This is a genomic window from Edaphobacter aggregans DSM 19364 (assembly GCF_000745965.1).
In the GTDB taxonomy this organism is placed as follows: Bacteria; Acidobacteriota; Terriglobia; order Terriglobales; family Acidobacteriaceae; genus Edaphobacter; species Edaphobacter aggregans.
In genome coordinates this window covers 57,286-75,136 of sequence record NZ_JQKI01000035.1, presented here as the reverse complement: position 1 = coordinate 75,136, position 17,851 = coordinate 57,286, and the positions used below count along the sequence as shown (strand labels likewise).

Below are 17,851 nucleotides of genomic sequence, written 5' to 3'. Positions count from 1 at the left end.
GCCCGCTCCAGCCCGCCATCAAGATACCGCTTGCCGATCTGCCATACCGCCTTGGCGGAAAGCCCCAGGTTGGCTCCCACCGCAGGCGTGGACTGTCCCTGATCCAATTGACGCAAGGCCAAGGCGCGCAATGTCGTGCGTACCGACTGCAACCCGCCTCCTAACAACTGATCGATCTGCTGTCGATCTCGCTGCTTGAGTTCAATCTGAAGTCGTATGCCTCTGCTCACTCCCCAGATATACAGCCAGCACCAGAACCCAACAAGCGCCTACATTGGTTACCTATACATACGGCCACAGTACTAGTGTGTCCTCAGGTGCGTGATGTTCCCAGAAACCAATGACAACGCAGTAGATGAACCCAATGGCTCCCCCGAGTGAGGGGAGGCTCGTGCTCACTAGAATCATTCCGCCAATGAAGGTCAGAATGGCAACGCTGAGGACACGCGCCATCGGATCATTGTCACTGACAATTACAACAACCATCTCGACGACGATCACGAGCACTATGGTCACAACAAGAACAAAGGCCGTACGGAGGGATACCGAAGGACTCTCTCGTCCCATGAGAAACATGAAGTACAAACCATAGGCGATGTATGGCATTTGGAGCACCAGCATCAAGACCAGCACGAGGATGGACGCCAATGTCATCCGAAGAGAACTGTTGAGACGTCCGGGCGTGGGCTGGAGATCCTGCCAGATACGTTGCAGCCACGGTGTGTGGTTCGGAAATGAGAAGTCTTTGACCATCCGGCTATCTCACGACCGTTACGGCCGTTGCTCCGACCCGGAACAAATCAGGATCGGGGTTCTGAACACGAATGCGAACCGGGAATCGCGATGACAGATGCACCCAATTGAGGGTCCTTTCGATATTGGGGAGCCCAGCGACCACGCTTCCGTCCTCAGGAAACACGCCATACCCAATACTCTCCACCAGCCCGGTGAACTTTCTTTCCGGATGTCCCATGAGGTACACATCGACCGGCGAGCCAATGCGAATGTTCTTCACCTTCCCTTCACGATAGTTTGCGACGACCCACCACTTACGGGTGTCGATTAGCGTGAACATTGGAGAACCCGGTCGAGCGTACGCGCCCTCGGAGATGTTCATGTTGGTCACATAGGCATCGAAAGGCGCGACGACGCGGCATCGCTCAAGGTCGAGCCGGGCGCGATCAACCTTTGCGGCCAGACCGGGCCGTTGCGACTCAAGAATATCCAGGGTGTCGATAATATGAATCGATTGCCCCAGTTTTGCGCGTGTCTCGGATGCCTGGTCGTCGGCTTCCTGCTGGCGAAGAACCGCCTGGGTCTCCTGGGCCTGTACCTCGCTGAGCGCGGCTAAGGCTGCATCGTAGCTGCCGCGAGCTACTCGCACAGCCGTGTTGGCTTGATCTACTTGATCGACCGTCACGTATTGCTTTTGTAGCAGGGGCTCAATGCGATGCAGGTCATTGGTCGCGTATTTCAATTGGGCCTCGGCGGCATTGGCTGCAGCCTGGGCACGTAACACCGTTGCTTTGGCTAAATCCACCCCGCTTCCAGCGGTGCGTATCGCGGTGGTGGAGTTATGGACCGCTGCAGTTGCTGCGTCGACGGCGCTATTCTGCGCCGCGATTTTACGTTTCGTATCGATGATCCTCTGTTCCAGATTCTCCTGGTCGGAAAGCGCCTGCCGTAGCGCGTACTCGTAGTCGCGTGGATCAATGACGAAAAGTAACTCGCCCTGCTTCACATAGGCATTGTCTTTGACCGGCAACTGGGCGAGGCGTCCACTGACCTCAGGGGCTATTTCGATGAAGTTTGCCCGTACGCTAGCGTCATCTGTCCGGGGATTTCGCTCTGTATCCAAAGTGACGAGCAGCAATGCCACGATAGCAGCCACGACAACTCCGATAGAGATCCGGCGTCCTAGTTGCTTGCGATTGAGGTTCTCAGAGTCCTGTGTCATACATTGTCCTATCGGAAGAAAACCAACCACAACAGGCAGGTAAAGAGCGCAACGACGCTTGGATAGAAGAGAGCAACCGGACCCATGTCAGATTCCAGGCGGTAGCGCAGCAGTAGAAAACGAACGGCGAAAGCCAGAATCACACTGGCGACGAGGCAAACCATCCATACTGGGAAAAAAGAGCCGATGATAGAGATCGAAGGCGCGCGGCTGCATCCGGTGCATAACAGGCACGCGACTGTAACGCCGAAGAGTCGCTCTTTAGTCATTGCTTTTGGCCATCCTGTGTCTGTAGTTTGGTCGCGGGTGGCAAGCTTCGCAGCAGATTCCCCGTTACGAATTCGAGTTGTACTGCTTCCAGAAAAAGTTGAGAGCGAGCGGAAACAGAGGAGAGCCGGGCCAGCGCGAGCTGTTTCTCTGCCGTCACCACATCGACCAAATTCTTGACGCCGTACTTATAGGCATCGAGCGATGCCGAGTACGAAGTGCTGGCCGAATCGAGCAGTGCCACTGCCGCCTGTTCCTGCCTCTGGGCTGTGCGAAAGGCGATAAAAGCGGTCCAGACTTCGCGTTGAGCTTGGTCATGCTTGTCGGTGAATGCGTCCTGCACTTCACGCTTTTTTGATTCAGCTATGGCCAGCCGATTCTTTCGCTCGCCCCCGTCAAAGATTCGCCACTCGACGCCAAGCGAAGCAGACCATACGGGTTCATTCGCTGCTCCGAGCTGACCATAGTCGGCAGATGGCCAAATGGCCTGTTGCGCCCCCGAACCCGAGAGCACGATCTTTGGCCGGTATTCCGCCTTGGCCGAGCGGACCTCATTATCCGCGGCGCGGATTTCTGCGACCTGCGCCATCAGGTCGGGGCGGTCGGCCATCGCGCGATTGATCAGCTCATCGATGGAAATGGTCAGCGATTCAGGCAGAGGAGCATTTTTTTGAGCGGCAATCACGATGTTCGGCGACGGCTCGACGCCGATCTCCTCTGCCAAAGTGACCCGCGCTATTTTTTCGTCGCCGGCCGCCGATTCCAGATCGAAGACAGCTTGCGATGTTTCCGCTCTGGCATTGAGAACATCCGGCATCGTGGCTCGTCCGTTCTGGAGCCGGTCTTCGGCAGCGTCCTGCGTCGTTTGTGCGGTCTTCAGAGTTTCCTGGGCGGCTTGAAGACGCTCTTGTGCGGTGACCAGCTTGTAATAGCCGCTTGTGACCTGGAAGGCTACTTCCTGGTTGGCCTGGATGAAATTGGCCCCGGCAGCCAGAGCCTCGGCTTTCGCTGCGCCTATGTTGGCCTCCCTCTTGCCAAAGTCGAAGATAAGATACTGCAGCGCAACTTCGGGCTGCACAACAGTGGCTTCGACCATAATGTAGCCGCGTGGGGCCAACGGTTTTGGAAAGGGCTCGATCGCTCGTTCATCTGCGAATGTTGCGATACCAGTCAAAACGGGATAATAGGCGCTTTTCGCGATGCCGAGTTGTTCCGCCTTCTGCTTGGCGCGCTCCCAAACGACGCGCGTGCGCGGATTGTTGTGTTCCGCAATATCGACGAGGTCAGCTAATGAATGAGCGTGGGTCGGGTCAAGTGTCACGATCTTTCCCACAGGTATCTCACGAGCGGCGCAGTTGAATGCTGCGAGCGGAGTCGAAGCTACCCCGGCGCACTGCGACCATCCCTGTTCTCGCAAGAATAAGAAAAGGAAGAGCAACAAGGACAGCGGGCCGAATTGGCGCATCGAAGGAATGTACATCGACCTTATCGAAGGGAAGGAGTCAAACTTACTGGAAGATTCAAGCGCGCGAGACGGGTGGCCCGCCTGCCGATTGTTGTGCCACTGCAAGGGGCCTCCTGCTCAAGTGCTAGGCATGCTAGGCGCGGAGTGCTCTACGACGGTGACCGTCTGTAGTTCGGCGCCAAGCGTCTTGGCAAGAGAAATTGTTGAAGCCAGGGGCCCCCAGCGATTCGTCAACGACTACAGCGATCCTTTTGAACATATGCTCTCCTACAGCTACGCTTAAGAGCGTCGGCTTGCCGTTCTGCGCGATCTACTTTTTTCGCTCACAGAATGCAAGAAACGTGGCTGCGTCGTCACCAACTCGTGTCAATTCTGAAAGGTCGAGAAGGGCCTTGGTGTATTCCATTTCGATCAGTTCCTTGATCGTGTTCATAAATTCGATTTGCATCCGTCCACACACGTACACACGATGGCAACCACCTCGCTGTCGAGCCATTCGATCGAGAAGTTCCTTGGCATCGCCTCTCCGGCGAACCGAAAGTTACGGCATCCTGCACGTTTAGCAATGCAAGCCGCATGCCATTCATAAGTGCTTGAAAAGGAGTCGAAGCAGGCTCATTTGTTATCGGGGATTTCGCGGATTTCGCGGATTTCGTGTTGCCGTCGGCGCGACGGCTTCGCAGAGTTTGAAACAGCTCTTGTGGATTTCCAATTTCTTGATCTTGGAATCAAGAGCGGCGGTGGATTAGTCGCTTCCGTTCCGAGGTAAGTTTGCCTGATCGGTGTGCGCGATAGGGGACACAACATTGGCATCCTGATGCCGTGATCGCAAGTTGTCGGGTTGGTTCGGACTCTTGTGGTTGTGGTGACGATGGCGCCTTCCCGAAGGGAAAAGTTCCAGAACAGAGCGACCTTCTGAACCAACTTGAGTTGCTTCTGATTGTTTATGGGCCAATCGGCAGGCTGTATCGCCGGCATTCTGACGTTGTATGCAATCTACGTTCGGCCGATGAAGCACAACAAGCCATACTCGCGAATGCCCGCGTCAGATGCTGGTTGCAACGGAATGCTGCCACGGAGTGCAACATTATTATGCTGCCAGTGGCCGCATTCCCAATGCACTATTATCCTGCCGCCCGGTGCAATCCAATCTTGCCATTCAATGCGAAGGGTCTCGATGGCCAAATCCAGCGGTCCCCGGCTGCATGGCAAACTCCGGTCGGAGCAACCAGGCAGTAAGGTGCGGTTTGACCGTTAACCGCCCAGAACACCAAAGCGCATAATTGTTTCGCCCCGCAGTGGGTCGCTGAGCGCATTGGCGATTTTGCATCAATTGAGAAACGAAATATCCACACCAATCACTGTACCTGCTGGCGCCCTACTGCAGGACCACATAAATTACGTAGGCGAAGCGCATGGAGTCCGGAGCCACGAGTTGACGTTCATCGTTCCCTGTCCGCCGATGGCCTTCACCAGCGTCTTCTGGGACGTGGCGACCTTGCCATGGTTGATCGCGACGAGTTTTAGCTCAATTTGGACATTGCGCGGGTAGTGGGTTGGCGTACCGGCGGGATAGTCGATATGCACCATCTTCTTGCCGTCCGGCGAGTAGTCCGGCCCATCATCCTGGTGAATATTGGAGGTGAGCTGCTTCTCCGCGCCTCCATCGGCGGGCATGCCGTAAATGTCGTATTGGCCGCTGCCGTTGCGCTGGGCCACGAAGGCAAGCGTCGTGTTATTCGGCGACCAACCGTGAAAATGGCTGGGCGACTCGGACGCCACAAGCAAACTGTTCTCACGGTCTACAGCCTGTGGCCGATGAGGCTCGAGCCCAAGACCGCCAGCACAATCAAGGCCACGGCCACATACAGCCAATCCTGTTCGAGAGCATATCCGATCCCCACGAACAGCACACGAATCACCGGCGTCGCGATGAGCAGCAGAATTCCGAACTGCACTATGGCCAAGGCGTGCCCTTGGAGTGCACCTGACACAATCTGCGGAACGAGCCGTAGTGAAGTCGGTTCGCCAAGAAAGGTATGAAAGCTAGTGATAGCGTTCCCCTGACGAACCAACAGAAGTATTCCGCCAACAAGAATCATCATGCCCGCAACAACCGTTAGGAGTCGCAGGATAGCCGTCATCCTCTGATGAATCGCAGAATCGCAGGGCTCGAGAATTTCCACGGATTTCATGACAGTTTCCCTGTAAGTCCATTGAAGATCATCTCTGCCCCAAGCAACCCGATCACAATGGCAAAGATGATGCGCACGGACTTCACTCTTGCTTTAACCAGGAAACGTGCTCCAAGAAGCGAGCCAAGTAGCACACCGATCGTCACCGGCATGGCAACCGCCGGGTTGATGTAGCCCCGGCTCAGATATACGCCCGCACTCGCCGCCGCCGTCACACCGATCATGAAATTACTAGTCGCTGTCGATACCTTGAACGGGATTTGCATCGCTTCATCCATCGCCAGTACCTTCACAGCGCCCGACCCGATCCCCAGCAGTCCCGAGAGCGTTCCTGCCCCGAACATCAAACCAAAGCCCAGTGGCACGCGCCGCGCGGAGTAGGGCACCAGCTTTCCTCCATGGGAATAGGCTCCGTTCAGGCGGAGCTTCGTGGCGAGCACATCAGGAGGCCGATGCACAGTTGCCTCTTGCTTTGGGCGCATTGAGGAGAAAGCAGAGTAGAGCAGCACAACCCCAAAAATGATGGCTATCCACTTAGTCGGCGTGCTCGTTGAGAGAAAAGCTCCACATATTGCACCCAGGGTTGTGGCAATCTCCAGAAAGAGGCCAATGCGGGTATTCGAAAAGCTTTCCTTCCCATGCGCCGCCTGCGCACCGGCAGATGTACCTATGACCGAGATGAGTGAGGCTCCCACTGCATAATGCACGTCCACGTGGAAGCCGAGCACAAGCATGGGCACAATCACCACGCCTCCGCCGAGTCCCGCGAGAGAACCGAGAAACCCGGCAAACAGAGACCCTGCCCACGCCAACTCCGCAAACTCCAGCTGAGTCATTCTTTCCCCCAGCCGGTGCTTGCTTGCGTTTGGAGTTTCAAGCTCCCACCACTGGGAGGTTTTGGCTCTTCCACGCGCTCATCCCGCCATCTACGTTTGTTAGCTGTGTAAGGCCCGAGTGAACAAGGACGCTTGCCGCAATGCTGGAACGGTATCCGCTACCGCAGATCACGTAAAGCGGCTTATCAACAGGAACGCCCGCAACATGCTTTGGCAAGTCACCGCCCGAGATATGCACTGCTCCGTCAATATGGCCGTCCTTCCACTCGCCCGGGCTCCGGACATCCAGCAGAGTAACCTTGTTCGATTCACCGAGAATTGCACGCAGTTCCTGAACAGAAATCTGAGGCACATGTCCCTGCTTTCCGCCCGACTCCAACCATTCGCTGATGCCTCCGCGCAGCGATCCAATCGCCGTGTCCAGACCCACACGAATCAGCGACCGCCGTGCCGCCTCCATATCGGTGTTGGCATCGCCGATCAGCAAGATGGGCCGATCATAGGGCAGCACCCACGCCGCCCACATGGACAGATTCGGACCAGCGCCGATATTGATGGACCCAGGAATATGCGCGCCGCCAAACGACTCCGGCCTGCGCAAATCAAGCAGGATCGCATCCAGTTCCTTCTGTTTCTCCTCGAACTCCTTCCCGGACATGCGCGCTGCACCTGGGACTTCGTTAAGCAGAGGTGCCCCCTCTGAGTTGAGTTTCTTCATCCTCCGGTAATAGTCCGGAAACTCCGGTACGGTGCCCAGCACCGTATCTATAAAAGTCTGCTCCGTCTGCTTCTTGAAAAATGGGTTTGTAGCACGTTCATAGCCCAGAGTCGACTGCTCCCGCTGCGCCATGCCCGCACCGCACAGCGAGCCTGCGCCATGCCCGGGAAATACCATCGTTCCATCCGGCAAAGCCGCCAAGTTCTGCACGCTACGGTATAGCGCCTTCGCCAATTCCCGCTTCTCCGCTTCGCCCAGCAGATCCGGTCGGCCTACAGATCCGATAAATAGAAAATCTCCGCTGAAGAGTGCCAGCGGTTCCCCGCTTCGATCTGGTTCAGACAAGAGAAAACTGATGTGCTCGGGAGTGTGCCCTGGAGTATGCATCGTGCGGAGCGTTAGTTTCCCCAACACGAGTTCGTCTCCATCTCGCAATTCTCTGTGGGCAAATGTGTAGCGATACGTCTCGCTTTCGTCGTGTCCACTCAGGCAGAGTTCGGCTCCGCATGCGTCTGCTAAGGCGCGTGCTCCCGATGCAAAGTCCGCATGGATATGCGTTTCGAGCACATACCCAATACGCAATCCCTTGTTATCCGCATAGTCGAGATACGTGTCGATGTCGCGCTTCGGATCGATGACTGCCACCACGCCGCCGTCGCCAACAATGTAGGAATACTGGGAAAGCCCAGGAACATCAAAACGCTCAAAAACCACGATCACTCACTTTCCGGCAAAGCTGCCTGTCGCCTTGCGCATCACAATTGCCTGCCGTGCTCCCTGTTTACTCTTCGACCGGCATACAAGCTCACACAATAGAAATACGACCGGGTCCGCAATCGCGTATAGGACGTTATTGCCGTCTCGTCTTCGTTCGATTAATCCACCGTCAAACAAGGCAGCTAAATGCTTCGACACATTCGGCTGAGTTGCGCCTGTGCGCGCGCACAGCGCCCCTACGGAAAGCTCGCCTGCTTCCAGCGCCTGCAGAATACGCAGCCGCTGGGGCTCGCCCAGCAGTCGGAAGCGTTGCGCTACCATTTCCAACGCGCTGTCACTCAACGGAAGTCTCTTTTTTGTCGCCACAGTTACAATATAACTGTATGCTCATATAGTTGGAAAGGGAGATCAATACCCATGCGCACAGTTACTGCTTCAGAAATCCGGTTCGGCAACCCAACCCTGATCGATGTCCGTGAGTATCCTGAGTTCGCAGCAGGTTTTATCCAGGGGACGCAGCTTGTGCCTCTGTCGCAAGTAGCCGGTCGCGCTTCCAAGTGGACAAAGAGTGCGTCCTTCGTCATGATCTGCAAGAGCGGTCGCCGTGCGACCAGTGCCGCCGAAAAACTCGAAGCCATGGGGTTCTCCAATGTCTCCGTGCTAGACGGAGGTGTCGAAGCATGGAGGGAGCAGGGACTTCCTCTTCAGACCGTCTGCCGCCGCCCGTGGGCTATCGAACGGCAGGTTCGAGTCGCAGCGGGCACCCTTGTCGTTATCTTTAGTCTGCTTGGCTTGGTGGTCTCACCGCAGTTTCTTATAGGTGCAGCGCTCGTTGGCGCGGGCCTTATCTTCGCCGGCATATCCAATACCTGCATGATGGGCTCGGTCCTCGGTAAGATGCCCTGGAATCGAGCGGGCCGCGATGGTCGCTGTTGCGAATAGGGAGAACCGCGCACCACTGAACATTCGGTCACTCAATATCCTTTGTAGGATTCGTTAAACTTCGGTCGAGGCATCGCATGTAGATAAGCCGCGACATCAAATGCTTGTTGAGTTGTTAATGTTCCGGGGTGGTTCTGCGGCATGTTATGTAGCAGAAACGCCGCCGTTTTCTCGGGATTGTTCATTCCCGCGCCATTATTGTAGGAGTCAGGTCCCCATACCGGCGGCAGCACCGGCGGTACACCCGCACCATCCGCACCGTGGCAACCTGCACACTGGGACGCATACTCCTGCTTACCCCTCGATATGTTGCCTACCATTTCCGGGAGTTTTACTAGGCCACGTCCCTTGTAAGGTGCCCCTTTCACTCCGTCGCGGGAGAGCCAGTTGATATAAGCAACCAGCGACAACATCTCCTGCGAGTTTGGTGGCAACGGTTTACCATTCTCGCTGCGAGTAAAGCATTCCTGAATACGCTCTTCAAGCCCGATGACGCGCCCGGCACGCTGGTTGTACATCGGAAACATTCCCGCCAGGTCCACCATCGGCGCTGCATATGCTGCCGTGCCGCTCTGAGTGTGGCAGTCTCCGCAGGAGATTTTTGCTCCCGTATATGCCGGTGCAAAGCCCGGCGTCTCATCGAAGATCGCGCGTCCAAAACGAATGCGCTCACCTTGCGCATCCGCGGGGATCGCCGACAGGGAATACGACGGTGGTACAGCTGGCGATGGTTCACGGTCCGCTTTCTTGCAGCCGGCTAACAACAGTGCACCTGCACTGGCAGCCAGCAGCAGTCCCATCACCTTGTCCATCACTGTCTCCGTTTCTCGACAGATTTGAAGCCGAACTGGTGATACGCGCCCTGAGCCTCTGAGCTCGCGAGGTACGCAAGCCACTGTCGCGCCGCCTCCGCATGCGGTGCATTTATCAGTGCTCCGGCTGCATAGGTCGCGGTCTCGTTTTGCGCTTCCGGAATCGCCACTCCCGTAACCGGATTGCCCACGTTTTCCTGGAACTTCACCTCCGAAGCCCAGACCACGCCCGCGTCCGCCTTACCTTCCATTATCCGCATCGGCGTCTGCCGATGATGAATCTCCGTCAAGATGCTCGTCCCATCCTTCACTTTGTCCTGATACACCGCCTGATACAGATCCTCTCCGCCGGCCTTTCGCAGGGCCTGCTCAATCTGGTTCGCCACACCTTCCCACTCCGGATTCGGCATGGAGAGTCTCACATCCGGACGCCCAAGGTCCTTCAGAGACTCGATGTGTTTTGGATTGGAAGCGGGCAGCATAATCGCAAGCGTGTTCGTGGCATACTCCACCACGCTCTCGATCTGCCCCTGTTGCGCCATGTCATGCAGCACTCGTGCACCTGCTTCGTAGACGTCCGGCTTTACCGCCAGGGTAAGGTTTCCCAGCGTGACCACTCCTCCGGCAGCTATCTGTTTGCGCAGGATACCCGGCGGCAGCGTCTCATAAAAAATCTTCCCCTTAAGTTCCGGATGCTTCGCTTCGAACCCCGAAATCAGCTGTGGCAGCACAAAGAACTGGTTCCCGCCAATAAGCAGAACCAGCTCCGCTCCTGCGGGGTTGCCGTGCAGGTCGGGAATATTGTCGACATCCGGCACCTGGAACACGTAGCCCTTGTCCGTGGCAGGGTCGTTTGCTCCCTTGCTCCATGGCGGCGCGGTTTGGGCCTGCCCCTGCGCGCCAAGCGCGGGGGCGAGCAGTAGTGCAAGCAATGGCGTCCATCTGTTCCACATAGCGATCCTTTCGTTGCTGCCCTAAACTGTTATGTAGCTGTAACGCCCGTCCGTCTGCAGAAGCGCGATCGCTGCGACCATCGACGGTACAACCTGTACACCCGGCAGTGTGTGTGTCAGCATCTCCTTCACGATCTCTTCCGGCTGTTGCGTCAGGTTGTTGTGCGCAATCAGCGCCCTGGCCTGCTCCTCGGTCGCCGTATGGCAACTGAGCATCTTCACGCCCCGGTGCTGAAGCGCCTGAATGCTCGTGTCCTGGTAGATTGAATCGCGGCTGTCCGGGTCTTTCGTACTGTAGTGCAGCGCCGCCCCTGCCTTGCTCGGATAGTACGGGTTCTTCACTGTGGGCTGGCTCGTGGAAGGATCATTTACCTTCAGCCACGCACCAATCTGGTATTTGTTCCAGATAAAGTCGTCGTAGTTCAGCATGTTCGCCGGCCCGTGCAATGCAGCAACAACCTTGATCTGTTCCTCTGGTATGCCGAAGCCGAAGTGCATCCCATTCAGCGAGTTCTTGATGTTATTCAGGAATCTGCCCTCCGCAATCGGGATAATGTCATACACCTGCTTTACCCGCGCCGGGTTCTTCGCCAGCTGGTTGAATTCGCTTATCTTCCAGTCAGCCTTGGTATACACCAACTGTGCTTCGGCGTTGCCGCCTGCGGTGCCCAGCGTTGCCAACGCGGCTACGCTCGTGGCAGCGGTGCTTACAAACGATCTTCGACTCATTCTGTTCATGACTTCCTTTCAGGGTTAAGCTTCGGTGTATTTTTTTTCGTTTTCCTTCATCTGCTGCTGTTTCACCGCATGCTCGTCCTCACCGATATTGGAGAGAAATTGATATTTTGGCTGTTCTGACTTGCGACGCATCGCCGAGGAAGAACGCCTGCCTAGAATCAGGACGACCAGGATCAAAGTAATTGCGCCAATCAGCCACGCGATCACTTAAGGCCTCCCATATCCATCCCGGATACCGCAGCAGGTGCTGCAGGTTGTTCCTTCGCCGGGCGGCCTGCATAGAACGATCGCATGTAGAAGGTCACCGCCTGGATCTCTGCAGGCGTCAGCAGCGGCCACGCCGGCATCCCGCTGCCCGGCACACCCTCGCGCACAATATGTGCGGACGCCTCGTAGGAAGGTAGAATCTCGTGGAAATTCGCCGGTCGTGGTAGAAACTGGGCTGCATCCGGCCCATTCCCATCCAGGGCTTCGCCGTGGCAGCGCACACAATGAGTCTCGAACACGCGCCGCCCAGCTCCCATCAGCACCGCATCGGTTGCAATTTGATCGGATTGCGCAAGCCCTCCTGCGCGGCCAACCGTCTGCACATACCGCATGACTGCGCTGAACTCCGAGTTCGGCAGGAGCCTCCAGGCAGGCATCGATGAGCCCCGAACCCCCTGCTCCAGCGCCCGCCACACTGCTGCATTCGTGAACTGGAAGCCGGCCAAGTCAAATGCGACGGGCCGCAGCGCACGTCCTCCCGGAGATCGCCCGTCGGCGTTGATTCCGTGACATCCTGAGCAGTTTTTGAGAAACACCTCGTGCCCATCAGCCACGCTTATATCGTCGAGCGACGGCGGCTGCGAAAACACTGCCGACTTCACGGCCGGCTGCATCTGTGCCGCCGGCCGCCCCAGCGTGTTCAGGTACGCAACCATGTCCACAGCGTCTCGTGTCGGTGCATTTGGGTCGCCGTAGAAGAGCCATGGATATGACGGCATCATGGAGTCCGGCACGACGTACTGCGGGTTATAAAGATGAACCAGTTGCCAGTCCTTGGTTCGCTTCTCAGCCTCGCGCGCCAGGTCCGGCCCAATGCGGCGCGTACCCCACATCTGTGGAAACTCATTCTGCGTCTCCCATGCCTGGGTCGGCGTTCCGAATCGCCACTTGTCTGCGTCGGTAAAGCGCACCTGCTGCGAGTGGCAGTACGCGCAGCCGTCCACTGCGTACAGCTTTGCCCCACGCTTCTCCGATGCTGTAAGCTCCAACCGCGCGCCGCTCGGCGTGGTGCGCGCAATCTGCGCATGCAACCGGATTGCCGGGTAGATCGCCAGCGCGACAAAGGAAATGACGAAGAAGCCGATGCCCGCTCCAAACGTGGTCGCGTAGGCAGTCGTGATCCAAAGATGCGCTCTGCCCTCGCCCGGCGAGTGAGGACTCACCTCGGCCACGTTGACCTTCAACCCGCTGCCACTATTGCGCGGCCCCACAAAGAAACTTGCGGCAAACGCCCCGAAGCCCGCCAGCAGTACCATGCCGGACACAGTCCGGAACGCCCAATACGGCTCCGACGCCCGGACTGACTCGATCCAGGGCAGATGCTGCCGCCATAGGCTCGCCTGCACCAGTCCCGCTCCCGTCAGATCGATAAACATCAGCGCTAGGCCAACCACTAATAGCCAATACGACCACGCCAGCATCCGCCGGCTATACCGCACTCCCGGCATCCGCTGCCAGATGTGCGACAACCCGCCCATCGCGGCGAATGACGCAAAGCCGATCATCGCCAGGTGCGAGTGGGCAATCACCCAATCGGTGAAATGGATAAAGCTGTTGAACGACATCACCGCCTGGATCGAGCCCTGAATACTGACAATCAGGTACAGGACCACGCTCGTCCAGACAAAGCGTAGCGGCACATCTCGAAGCGTCGCACCGTCGGTCATGGCCGTGATCGACAGTAACAAGTTCGTGACGACGAGAATCACGTCTACACCCTGATAGATCGATGCGATCTCCGAGGCGTGCTGCGCACCCATTGGGAGCGACGAGTATACGTAATGGTGGATTCCGTTCAGGGGATATACGAGGAAGAGCAGCCAGAATCCCACCATCGAGTAAAAATGACTATAAATGGGCTTGCGGGTCACCGCCGGAATCACAAAATATGCAATCGCGGTTGCAAAAGGCGTAACGAAGATACCCACCGCGTCATGGATCCACAAACCGCTGAACGCCGCGCCCATCGCGCCAGGCACCATCTGCGGCACAATGTTCCCTACGGGGTACGCCAGGAACGTGAAAGTCGTCCCGCCCAGCAGGTACCACCCCGCCACGTACAGGTCCGCCGCGCCGCAGGCCATGAAGGGCAGTGCGAACTGCACAATCAATAGCCCGAGACCAAGCTCGATGCACGCTGCAATCAGCAGCGGAAACTCTGCCCATTCGAGCGGCTGGCTATGCCCGGTGAGTACCAGTGACCATCCACCCAGCACTGCCATCACATTCCATATGACAAAGAGCCACCAGCCCAGCCGTTCACTCGTAAAGGGCCGTCGCGTGAGGTACGGTACCGCATAGTACATGAACGCTATAAATGCATTCCCAAGCCATGCATAGAGGATGCCTTGCGTATGGTCATAGCGAAGCCTGCCCCATGTCGACCATGCATGCTGCGAAAGAAACTCCGGAGCATTGAACTTAATTGAAACGAGCAGCCCAAACAGCGCCGACACAAGAAGGCCGCCAAAGGCAGCAAAAGTATGCGCCGCCACCAACCGTGTATTCACTGTTACATCCGCCGACGGGCCTTTTGCAGACGCTGTATTCATCGCGCGTTCCGCCAGGCTTGAGAACAAGCATCGAAACGCGTGCGCCCGAAGTTTCCGGGAAACGGCTCTGCGCTTTTGCCATTTGCCTTTGCAATGACTTCGTACATCAATGCTCCTGGAACGCCGAGTAACATTGTGCGCTATATCCCAGCACACGCCCAATTACCATTTCCTATGAGATATAAGCACCTTCCAAGCGGCAGAGGTGAATACTTCAACGAAGGTTTGGCAATCTCACCAACCTATGTACTCGCAAGTCCCGCCTATTGAGGCGAGGCTGCAACTAAGCTCGGCCCTTCAGCATGAACTGCCAGTAAAGACGCGGCAGCACATACTTCTTCACCAGATACATGCTGTACCGCTCCTTTGATTGGTCGATTGGGAACGTCTCCGCGGGGTTCTGGTCGTAATCGAACTCGGCCATGACCAAACTGTTGTACCCAGTTACCAGCGGACACGATGTGTACCCGTTATAGGTAGACGTGAGCGGCTGCTTCTTCATCTCAGCCACAAGATTCTGAGCAACAACGGAAGCCTGTTTGCGAACTGCGGCGCCCGTCTTCGAGGTAGGCAGGTTGCTGGCATCGCCGAGTGCAAACACGTTTGGATAACGCACATGCTGCAACTTCTCCTTGTCGACCTCCACCCATCCCTCTTTGTTTGCCAACGGAGAGTTCCGCACAAAGTCGCACGGGCTCTGCGGTGGCGTCACATGGATCATGTCGTAGTGCATGATCACTTCTTCATTTGTATCCAGATTTTTAAAGACTGCTTCTTTTACATCCGTGCGTAGGGCTGTAAGGTTATGCTTATAACGTGTCACGATCTCCTTGCGCTGAAGGACCTTGTTGAGTGTGTCAGCGTATTTCTTGACCGAGAAAATCGTTCCCGCTGCGCTGCAGAATACTACGTCTGATTTTTTTCGCACACCGCTCGTACGGAAATAGCTGTCAGCCAGATACATAATCTTTTGCGGCGCCCCACCACACTTGATTGGCGGCAGCGGTTGCGTGAAGATCGCCGTACCGCCTGTGAATTCTCGAATGTTCTTCCAGGTCGATTCGACGGTCTCATATGAGTAGTTGCTGCAAACTCCATTCTTGCCCACACTCTCCGCCAGGCCTGGAATCTTCTCCCAATCCAGCTTCAACCCAGTGCATACCACCAGGTATCGATAGCTCACCCTGGCCCCCTGCTTCGTCCTCACTTCATTCATGTGAGGTATGAATTCGCTTACCGCTTCCTGTAGCCAGATCACCCCGCTGGGAATAAGGTCTCGCTCTTTTCTCGTAGAGACCTCCTTCGGATACACACCTGCGCCTACAAGCGTCCAGATTGGCTGGTAGTAGTGGTTCTCCGCCGGATCAATAATCAAGATGCGAGCGTTCGGCTTCTCTTTGCGGAGCTGTTTCACAAGGTGTGCGGCCGTTGTGATTCCGGCGCTCCCGCCGCCAACCAGAACGATGTCGTAGCTGTGGCTCTCGCTTTGTATCTCTTTCGGGGCCATGGTTCTCCTTGTGTCACAAGGCGCTAGGCACATGCGCGGGTGTGCGCGATAGTACCTTGTTTCCTATCTTTCGGAGGCTATGGCTTTGGTGGGACGCCCGTCTTGTACGTTGTTGCGCTGTGATGTCGAGCAGGGTGCAGACTTCTTCCCGGTTCCAGACCACAAGAAGCCTGTGGCACCCTAGTCACCGCCTTCTGGACATCACCCCCAACCGTCAACACTTGATTTCAAGATCAAGAAACTGGAAATCCGTAAGAGCCACTTCAAACTCTAATAAAGCCGCCTACCTGTAGGTGGAAACACGAATTCCCCGAAATCCGCGAAATCCCCGATAACAAATGCGCCTGCTTCGACTCCTTTTCAAGCACCTACGAATGGTACTCGGCTTGCTTTAGTGAGCATGCATTCTGGCCGTAACGTACGCTTCGGTGGGTAGACGAGTACGAACACGTCGCACGACTGCATTCTCCCAGCTGACGAGCCGTTCGATCTCGAAGCTCATTGGCATGCGTATCAACAATCTCAAGAACAAGTAGTGAAGGTAGTCACGAACTCTTTTCAACTCGTTAGAAAGCTTCGATTTTTTAATCTCTCGTCTCAAGGAGGCCGTATGTATTTATTGAAAACGGAGTCGTAAGGTACTGACACTTCAGATCGACAGCAACTTCATCCAAGACGCAACTTGCTGAGATCCGCTAATCAATAGATCAGAAGGCATATGTCATCTGCCAAGGTTCGAGGATTGTTGCAAGGCAATTTCTTATCCACTGAAAGGAGATTTATATCCTGAATTGGCGCCCTATTGTCGTCGTTGCCACGGCTCTCTTACTGAGCCAGCCTGTGGTGGGGAGCGCTCAATCGCCAACCAGCATCTTCTCTCCGGCTGCAACACCTGCAAGCGAGGTGCGTAGTCTCTCCTTTTTTGTACTAACCGTCACGGGCTGCATCTTTCTGACGGTGGCGGCTCTATTGACCTACGTACTCGTGCGGTATCGTGGTCGGGCAGGTGACCACGCCGAGCCGCCTCAGGTATTTGGCAGTACGCAGATTGAGCTTGCATGGACAATTATCCCGACCCTGCTCTTAACTGTTCTCTTTCTCGGCACAGCGCGCATCCTGTTCTCCGTTCAGGATGCACCAAAGTCAACTCCTGCGCTCGATGTGGTTGCGATCGGACACCAGTTCTGGTGGGAGTTTCGATATCCGAAGTACAACGTGGTGACCGCCAACGAGCTGCATGTGCCGGTCAACGATCCGAAGCACCCTACCACTACCTTTATCAAATTGACCTCAGCAGACGTGATTCATAGCTTCTGGGTTCCAGAGCTAGCTGGCAAAACCGATCTTGTTCCGAACCGTGTAAACGAAATGTGGATCGATCCGCATACACCCGGCATGTACGAGGGGCAATGCGCCCAGTTCTGCGGTTCGCAGCATGCAAAGATGCTACTGCGCGTTTATGTCGACACTCCGGAAGAGTTTCGCAAGTGGATCGAAAACCAGCAGAAAACACAAGAATCGGGTACGACGCCTCAATCTGAGGCTTCACTGCAGAAGCCCAATCCGGGACCTCAGGCGGGCATACCGCCGAATACGCCTCAAACCTTTATGAGAGTTTCGCAAGACGACCTGCGGGCAATCACACCGGAAAATGGGCGGCGCGTGTTCGAGCAGCAGGCGTGCATCAATTGTCATACCATCTCCGGCACTGTTGCCAATGGACGCTATGGTCCTGATCTAACGCACCTGATGAGCCGTGACACGATAGCTTCCGGTGCGGCCTTGAATACTCCTGCAAATTTGAAGCTGTGGATCACCGATCCGAACATTTTCAAGCCGGGCTCGCTCATGCCGGCGATGCACTTGACCGACCGCCAGAATGAGCAGATCACCGCATATATGACAACGCTGAAATGAACCCAGCT

At 56.1% G+C, this 17,851-nt stretch carries 18 protein-coding genes; 2 read left to right on the top strand and 16 right to left on the bottom strand.

Annotation, left to right across the window (positions count from 1 at the left end):
* The 10 genes from Q363_RS46275 to Q363_RS15455 form a co-directional block, all read right to left on the bottom strand.
* A partial coding sequence (locus Q363_RS46275) for a helix-turn-helix domain-containing protein (RefSeq protein ID WP_425387682.1) occupies positions 1–230 on the bottom strand: 230 nt, incomplete at its 3' end.
* 52 nt (positions 231–282) lie between these two features.
* Positions 283–753, bottom strand: a complete 471-nt coding sequence (locus Q363_RS15495; RefSeq protein WP_035351792.1) for a hypothetical protein — start codon at positions 751–753, stop codon at positions 283–285.
* Between the two features lie 4 nt (positions 754–757).
* The gene (locus Q363_RS15490) at positions 758–1,957 is read right to left on the bottom strand and encodes an efflux RND transporter periplasmic adaptor subunit (protein ID WP_035351790.1); all 1,200 of its coding nucleotides are present in this window, start codon (positions 1,955–1,957) and stop codon (positions 758–760) included.
* Between the two features lie 8 nt (positions 1,958–1,965).
* Entirely contained in the window at positions 1,966–2,226 is a 261-nt protein-coding gene (locus tag Q363_RS45480; RefSeq protein WP_035351788.1) for a YtcA family lipoprotein, read from the bottom strand.
* Positions 2,223–3,557 (bottom strand): TolC family protein, encoded by a 1,335-nt coding sequence (locus Q363_RS15480; protein WP_245632246.1) that lies wholly within the window; start codon positions 3,555–3,557, stop codon positions 2,223–2,225. The genes Q363_RS45480 and Q363_RS15480 overlap by 4 nt, the downstream gene beginning before the upstream one ends.
* 1,530 nt (positions 3,558–5,087) lie before the next feature.
* Complete coding sequence (locus Q363_RS15475) at positions 5,088–5,471, bottom strand: TolB family protein (protein ID WP_245632245.1); 384 nt, start codon at positions 5,469–5,471, stop codon at positions 5,088–5,090.
* A 20-nt stretch (positions 5,472–5,491) separates the two neighbouring features.
* Positions 5,492–5,884, bottom strand: a complete 393-nt coding sequence (locus Q363_RS15470) for a DUF1634 domain-containing protein (protein ID WP_051978817.1) — start codon at positions 5,882–5,884, stop codon at positions 5,492–5,494.
* Positions 5,881–6,720: a sulfite exporter TauE/SafE family protein gene (locus Q363_RS15465; protein WP_051978816.1), complete on the bottom strand. Its 840-nt coding sequence runs from the start codon at positions 6,718–6,720 to the stop codon at positions 5,881–5,883. The genes Q363_RS15470 and Q363_RS15465 overlap by 4 nt, the downstream gene beginning before the upstream one ends.
* Before the next feature lie 37 nt (positions 6,721–6,757).
* Complete coding sequence (locus tag Q363_RS15460) at positions 6,758–8,158, bottom strand: MBL fold metallo-hydrolase (RefSeq protein ID WP_245632244.1); 1,401 nt, start codon at positions 8,156–8,158, stop codon at positions 6,758–6,760.
* Positions 8,159–8,497, bottom strand: coding sequence for an ArsR/SmtB family transcription factor (locus Q363_RS15455; RefSeq protein WP_245632243.1), 339 nt, complete (start codon positions 8,495–8,497; stop codon positions 8,159–8,161).
* A 75-nt stretch (positions 8,498–8,572) separates the two neighbouring features.
* Here Q363_RS15455 and Q363_RS15450 point away from each other — a divergent pair, with 75 nt between their 5' ends.
* Positions 8,573–9,097 (top strand): rhodanese-like domain-containing protein, encoded by a 525-nt coding sequence (locus tag Q363_RS15450; RefSeq protein WP_035351780.1) that lies wholly within the window; start codon positions 8,573–8,575, stop codon positions 9,095–9,097.
* A 32-nt stretch (positions 9,098–9,129) separates the two neighbouring features.
* On the opposite strand, the gene Q363_RS15445 is transcribed toward Q363_RS15450, so the two are convergent.
* From Q363_RS15445 to Q363_RS15420, 6 genes are all read right to left on the bottom strand, one after another.
* Positions 9,130–9,909, bottom strand: a complete 780-nt coding sequence (locus tag Q363_RS15445) for a c-type cytochrome (RefSeq protein WP_051978815.1) — start codon at positions 9,907–9,909, stop codon at positions 9,130–9,132.
* Positions 9,909–10,862 (bottom strand): molybdate ABC transporter substrate-binding protein, encoded by a 954-nt coding sequence (locus tag Q363_RS15440; RefSeq protein ID WP_035351777.1) that lies wholly within the window; start codon positions 10,860–10,862, stop codon positions 9,909–9,911. Before Q363_RS15440 ends, Q363_RS15445 begins: the two co-directional genes overlap by 1 nt.
* A 21-nt stretch (positions 10,863–10,883) precedes the next feature.
* Positions 10,884–11,591 (bottom strand): hypothetical protein, encoded by a 708-nt coding sequence (locus Q363_RS15435; protein WP_035351774.1) that lies wholly within the window; start codon positions 11,589–11,591, stop codon positions 10,884–10,886.
* 24 nt (positions 11,592–11,615) lie between these two features.
* On the bottom strand, positions 11,616–11,807 hold the full coding sequence (locus Q363_RS15430) for a hypothetical protein (protein WP_035351771.1): 192 nt from the start codon (positions 11,805–11,807) through the stop codon (positions 11,616–11,618).
* Positions 11,804–14,419 (bottom strand): cbb3-type cytochrome c oxidase subunit I, encoded by a 2,616-nt coding sequence (locus Q363_RS37485; protein ID WP_084080391.1) that lies wholly within the window; start codon positions 14,417–14,419, stop codon positions 11,804–11,806. Before Q363_RS37485 ends, Q363_RS15430 begins: the two co-directional genes overlap by 4 nt.
* A 283-nt stretch (positions 14,420–14,702) precedes the next feature.
* On the bottom strand, positions 14,703–15,926 hold the full coding sequence (locus Q363_RS15420) for an FAD/NAD(P)-binding oxidoreductase (protein WP_035351769.1): 1,224 nt from the start codon (positions 15,924–15,926) through the stop codon (positions 14,703–14,705).
* 840 nt (positions 15,927–16,766) lie between these two features.
* Between Q363_RS15420 and coxB the strand changes: the two genes are divergently transcribed.
* Positions 16,767–17,843: a cytochrome c oxidase subunit II gene (coxB, locus tag Q363_RS44115; RefSeq protein ID WP_064742647.1), complete on the top strand. Its 1,077-nt coding sequence runs from the start codon at positions 16,767–16,769 to the stop codon at positions 17,841–17,843.
* The last annotated feature ends 8 nt before the right edge of the window (positions 17,844–17,851 follow it).

Coding starts and splice junctions, on each gene's coding strand:
- Q363_RS15495 (WP_035351792.1), bottom strand. CDS start 753: ATGGTCAAAGACTTCTCATTTCCGAACCACACACCGTGGCTGCAACGT.
- Q363_RS45480 (WP_035351788.1), bottom strand. CDS start 2,226: ATGACTAAAGAGCGACTCTTCGGCGTTACAGTCGCGTGCCTGTTATGC.
- Q363_RS15465 (WP_051978816.1), bottom strand. CDS start 6,720: ATGACTCAGCTGGAGTTTGCGGAGTTGGCGTGGGCAGGGTCTCTGTTT.
- Q363_RS15420 (WP_035351769.1), bottom strand. CDS start 15,926: ATGGCCCCGAAAGAGATACAAAGCGAGAGCCACAGCTACGACATCGTT.
- Q363_RS15470 (WP_051978817.1), bottom strand. CDS start 5,884: ATGAAATCCGTGGAAATTCTCGAGCCCTGCGATTCTGCGATTCATCAG.
- Q363_RS15490 (WP_035351790.1), bottom strand. CDS start 1,957: ATGACACAGGACTCTGAGAACCTCAATCGCAAGCAACTAGGACGCCGG.
- Q363_RS15440 (WP_035351777.1), bottom strand. CDS start 10,862: ATGTGGAACAGATGGACGCCATTGCTTGCACTACTGCTCGCCCCCGCG.
- Q363_RS15435 (WP_035351774.1), bottom strand. CDS start 11,591: ATGAGTCGAAGATCGTTTGTAAGCACCGCTGCCACGAGCGTAGCCGCG.
- Q363_RS15445 (WP_051978815.1), bottom strand. CDS start 9,909: ATGGACAAGGTGATGGGACTGCTGCTGGCTGCCAGTGCAGGTGCACTG.
- Q363_RS15450 (WP_035351780.1), top strand. CDS start 8,573: ATGCGCACAGTTACTGCTTCAGAAATCCGGTTCGGCAACCCAACCCTG.
- Q363_RS37485 (WP_084080391.1), bottom strand. CDS start 14,419: ATGAATACAGCGTCTGCAAAAGGCCCGTCGGCGGATGTAACAGTGAAT.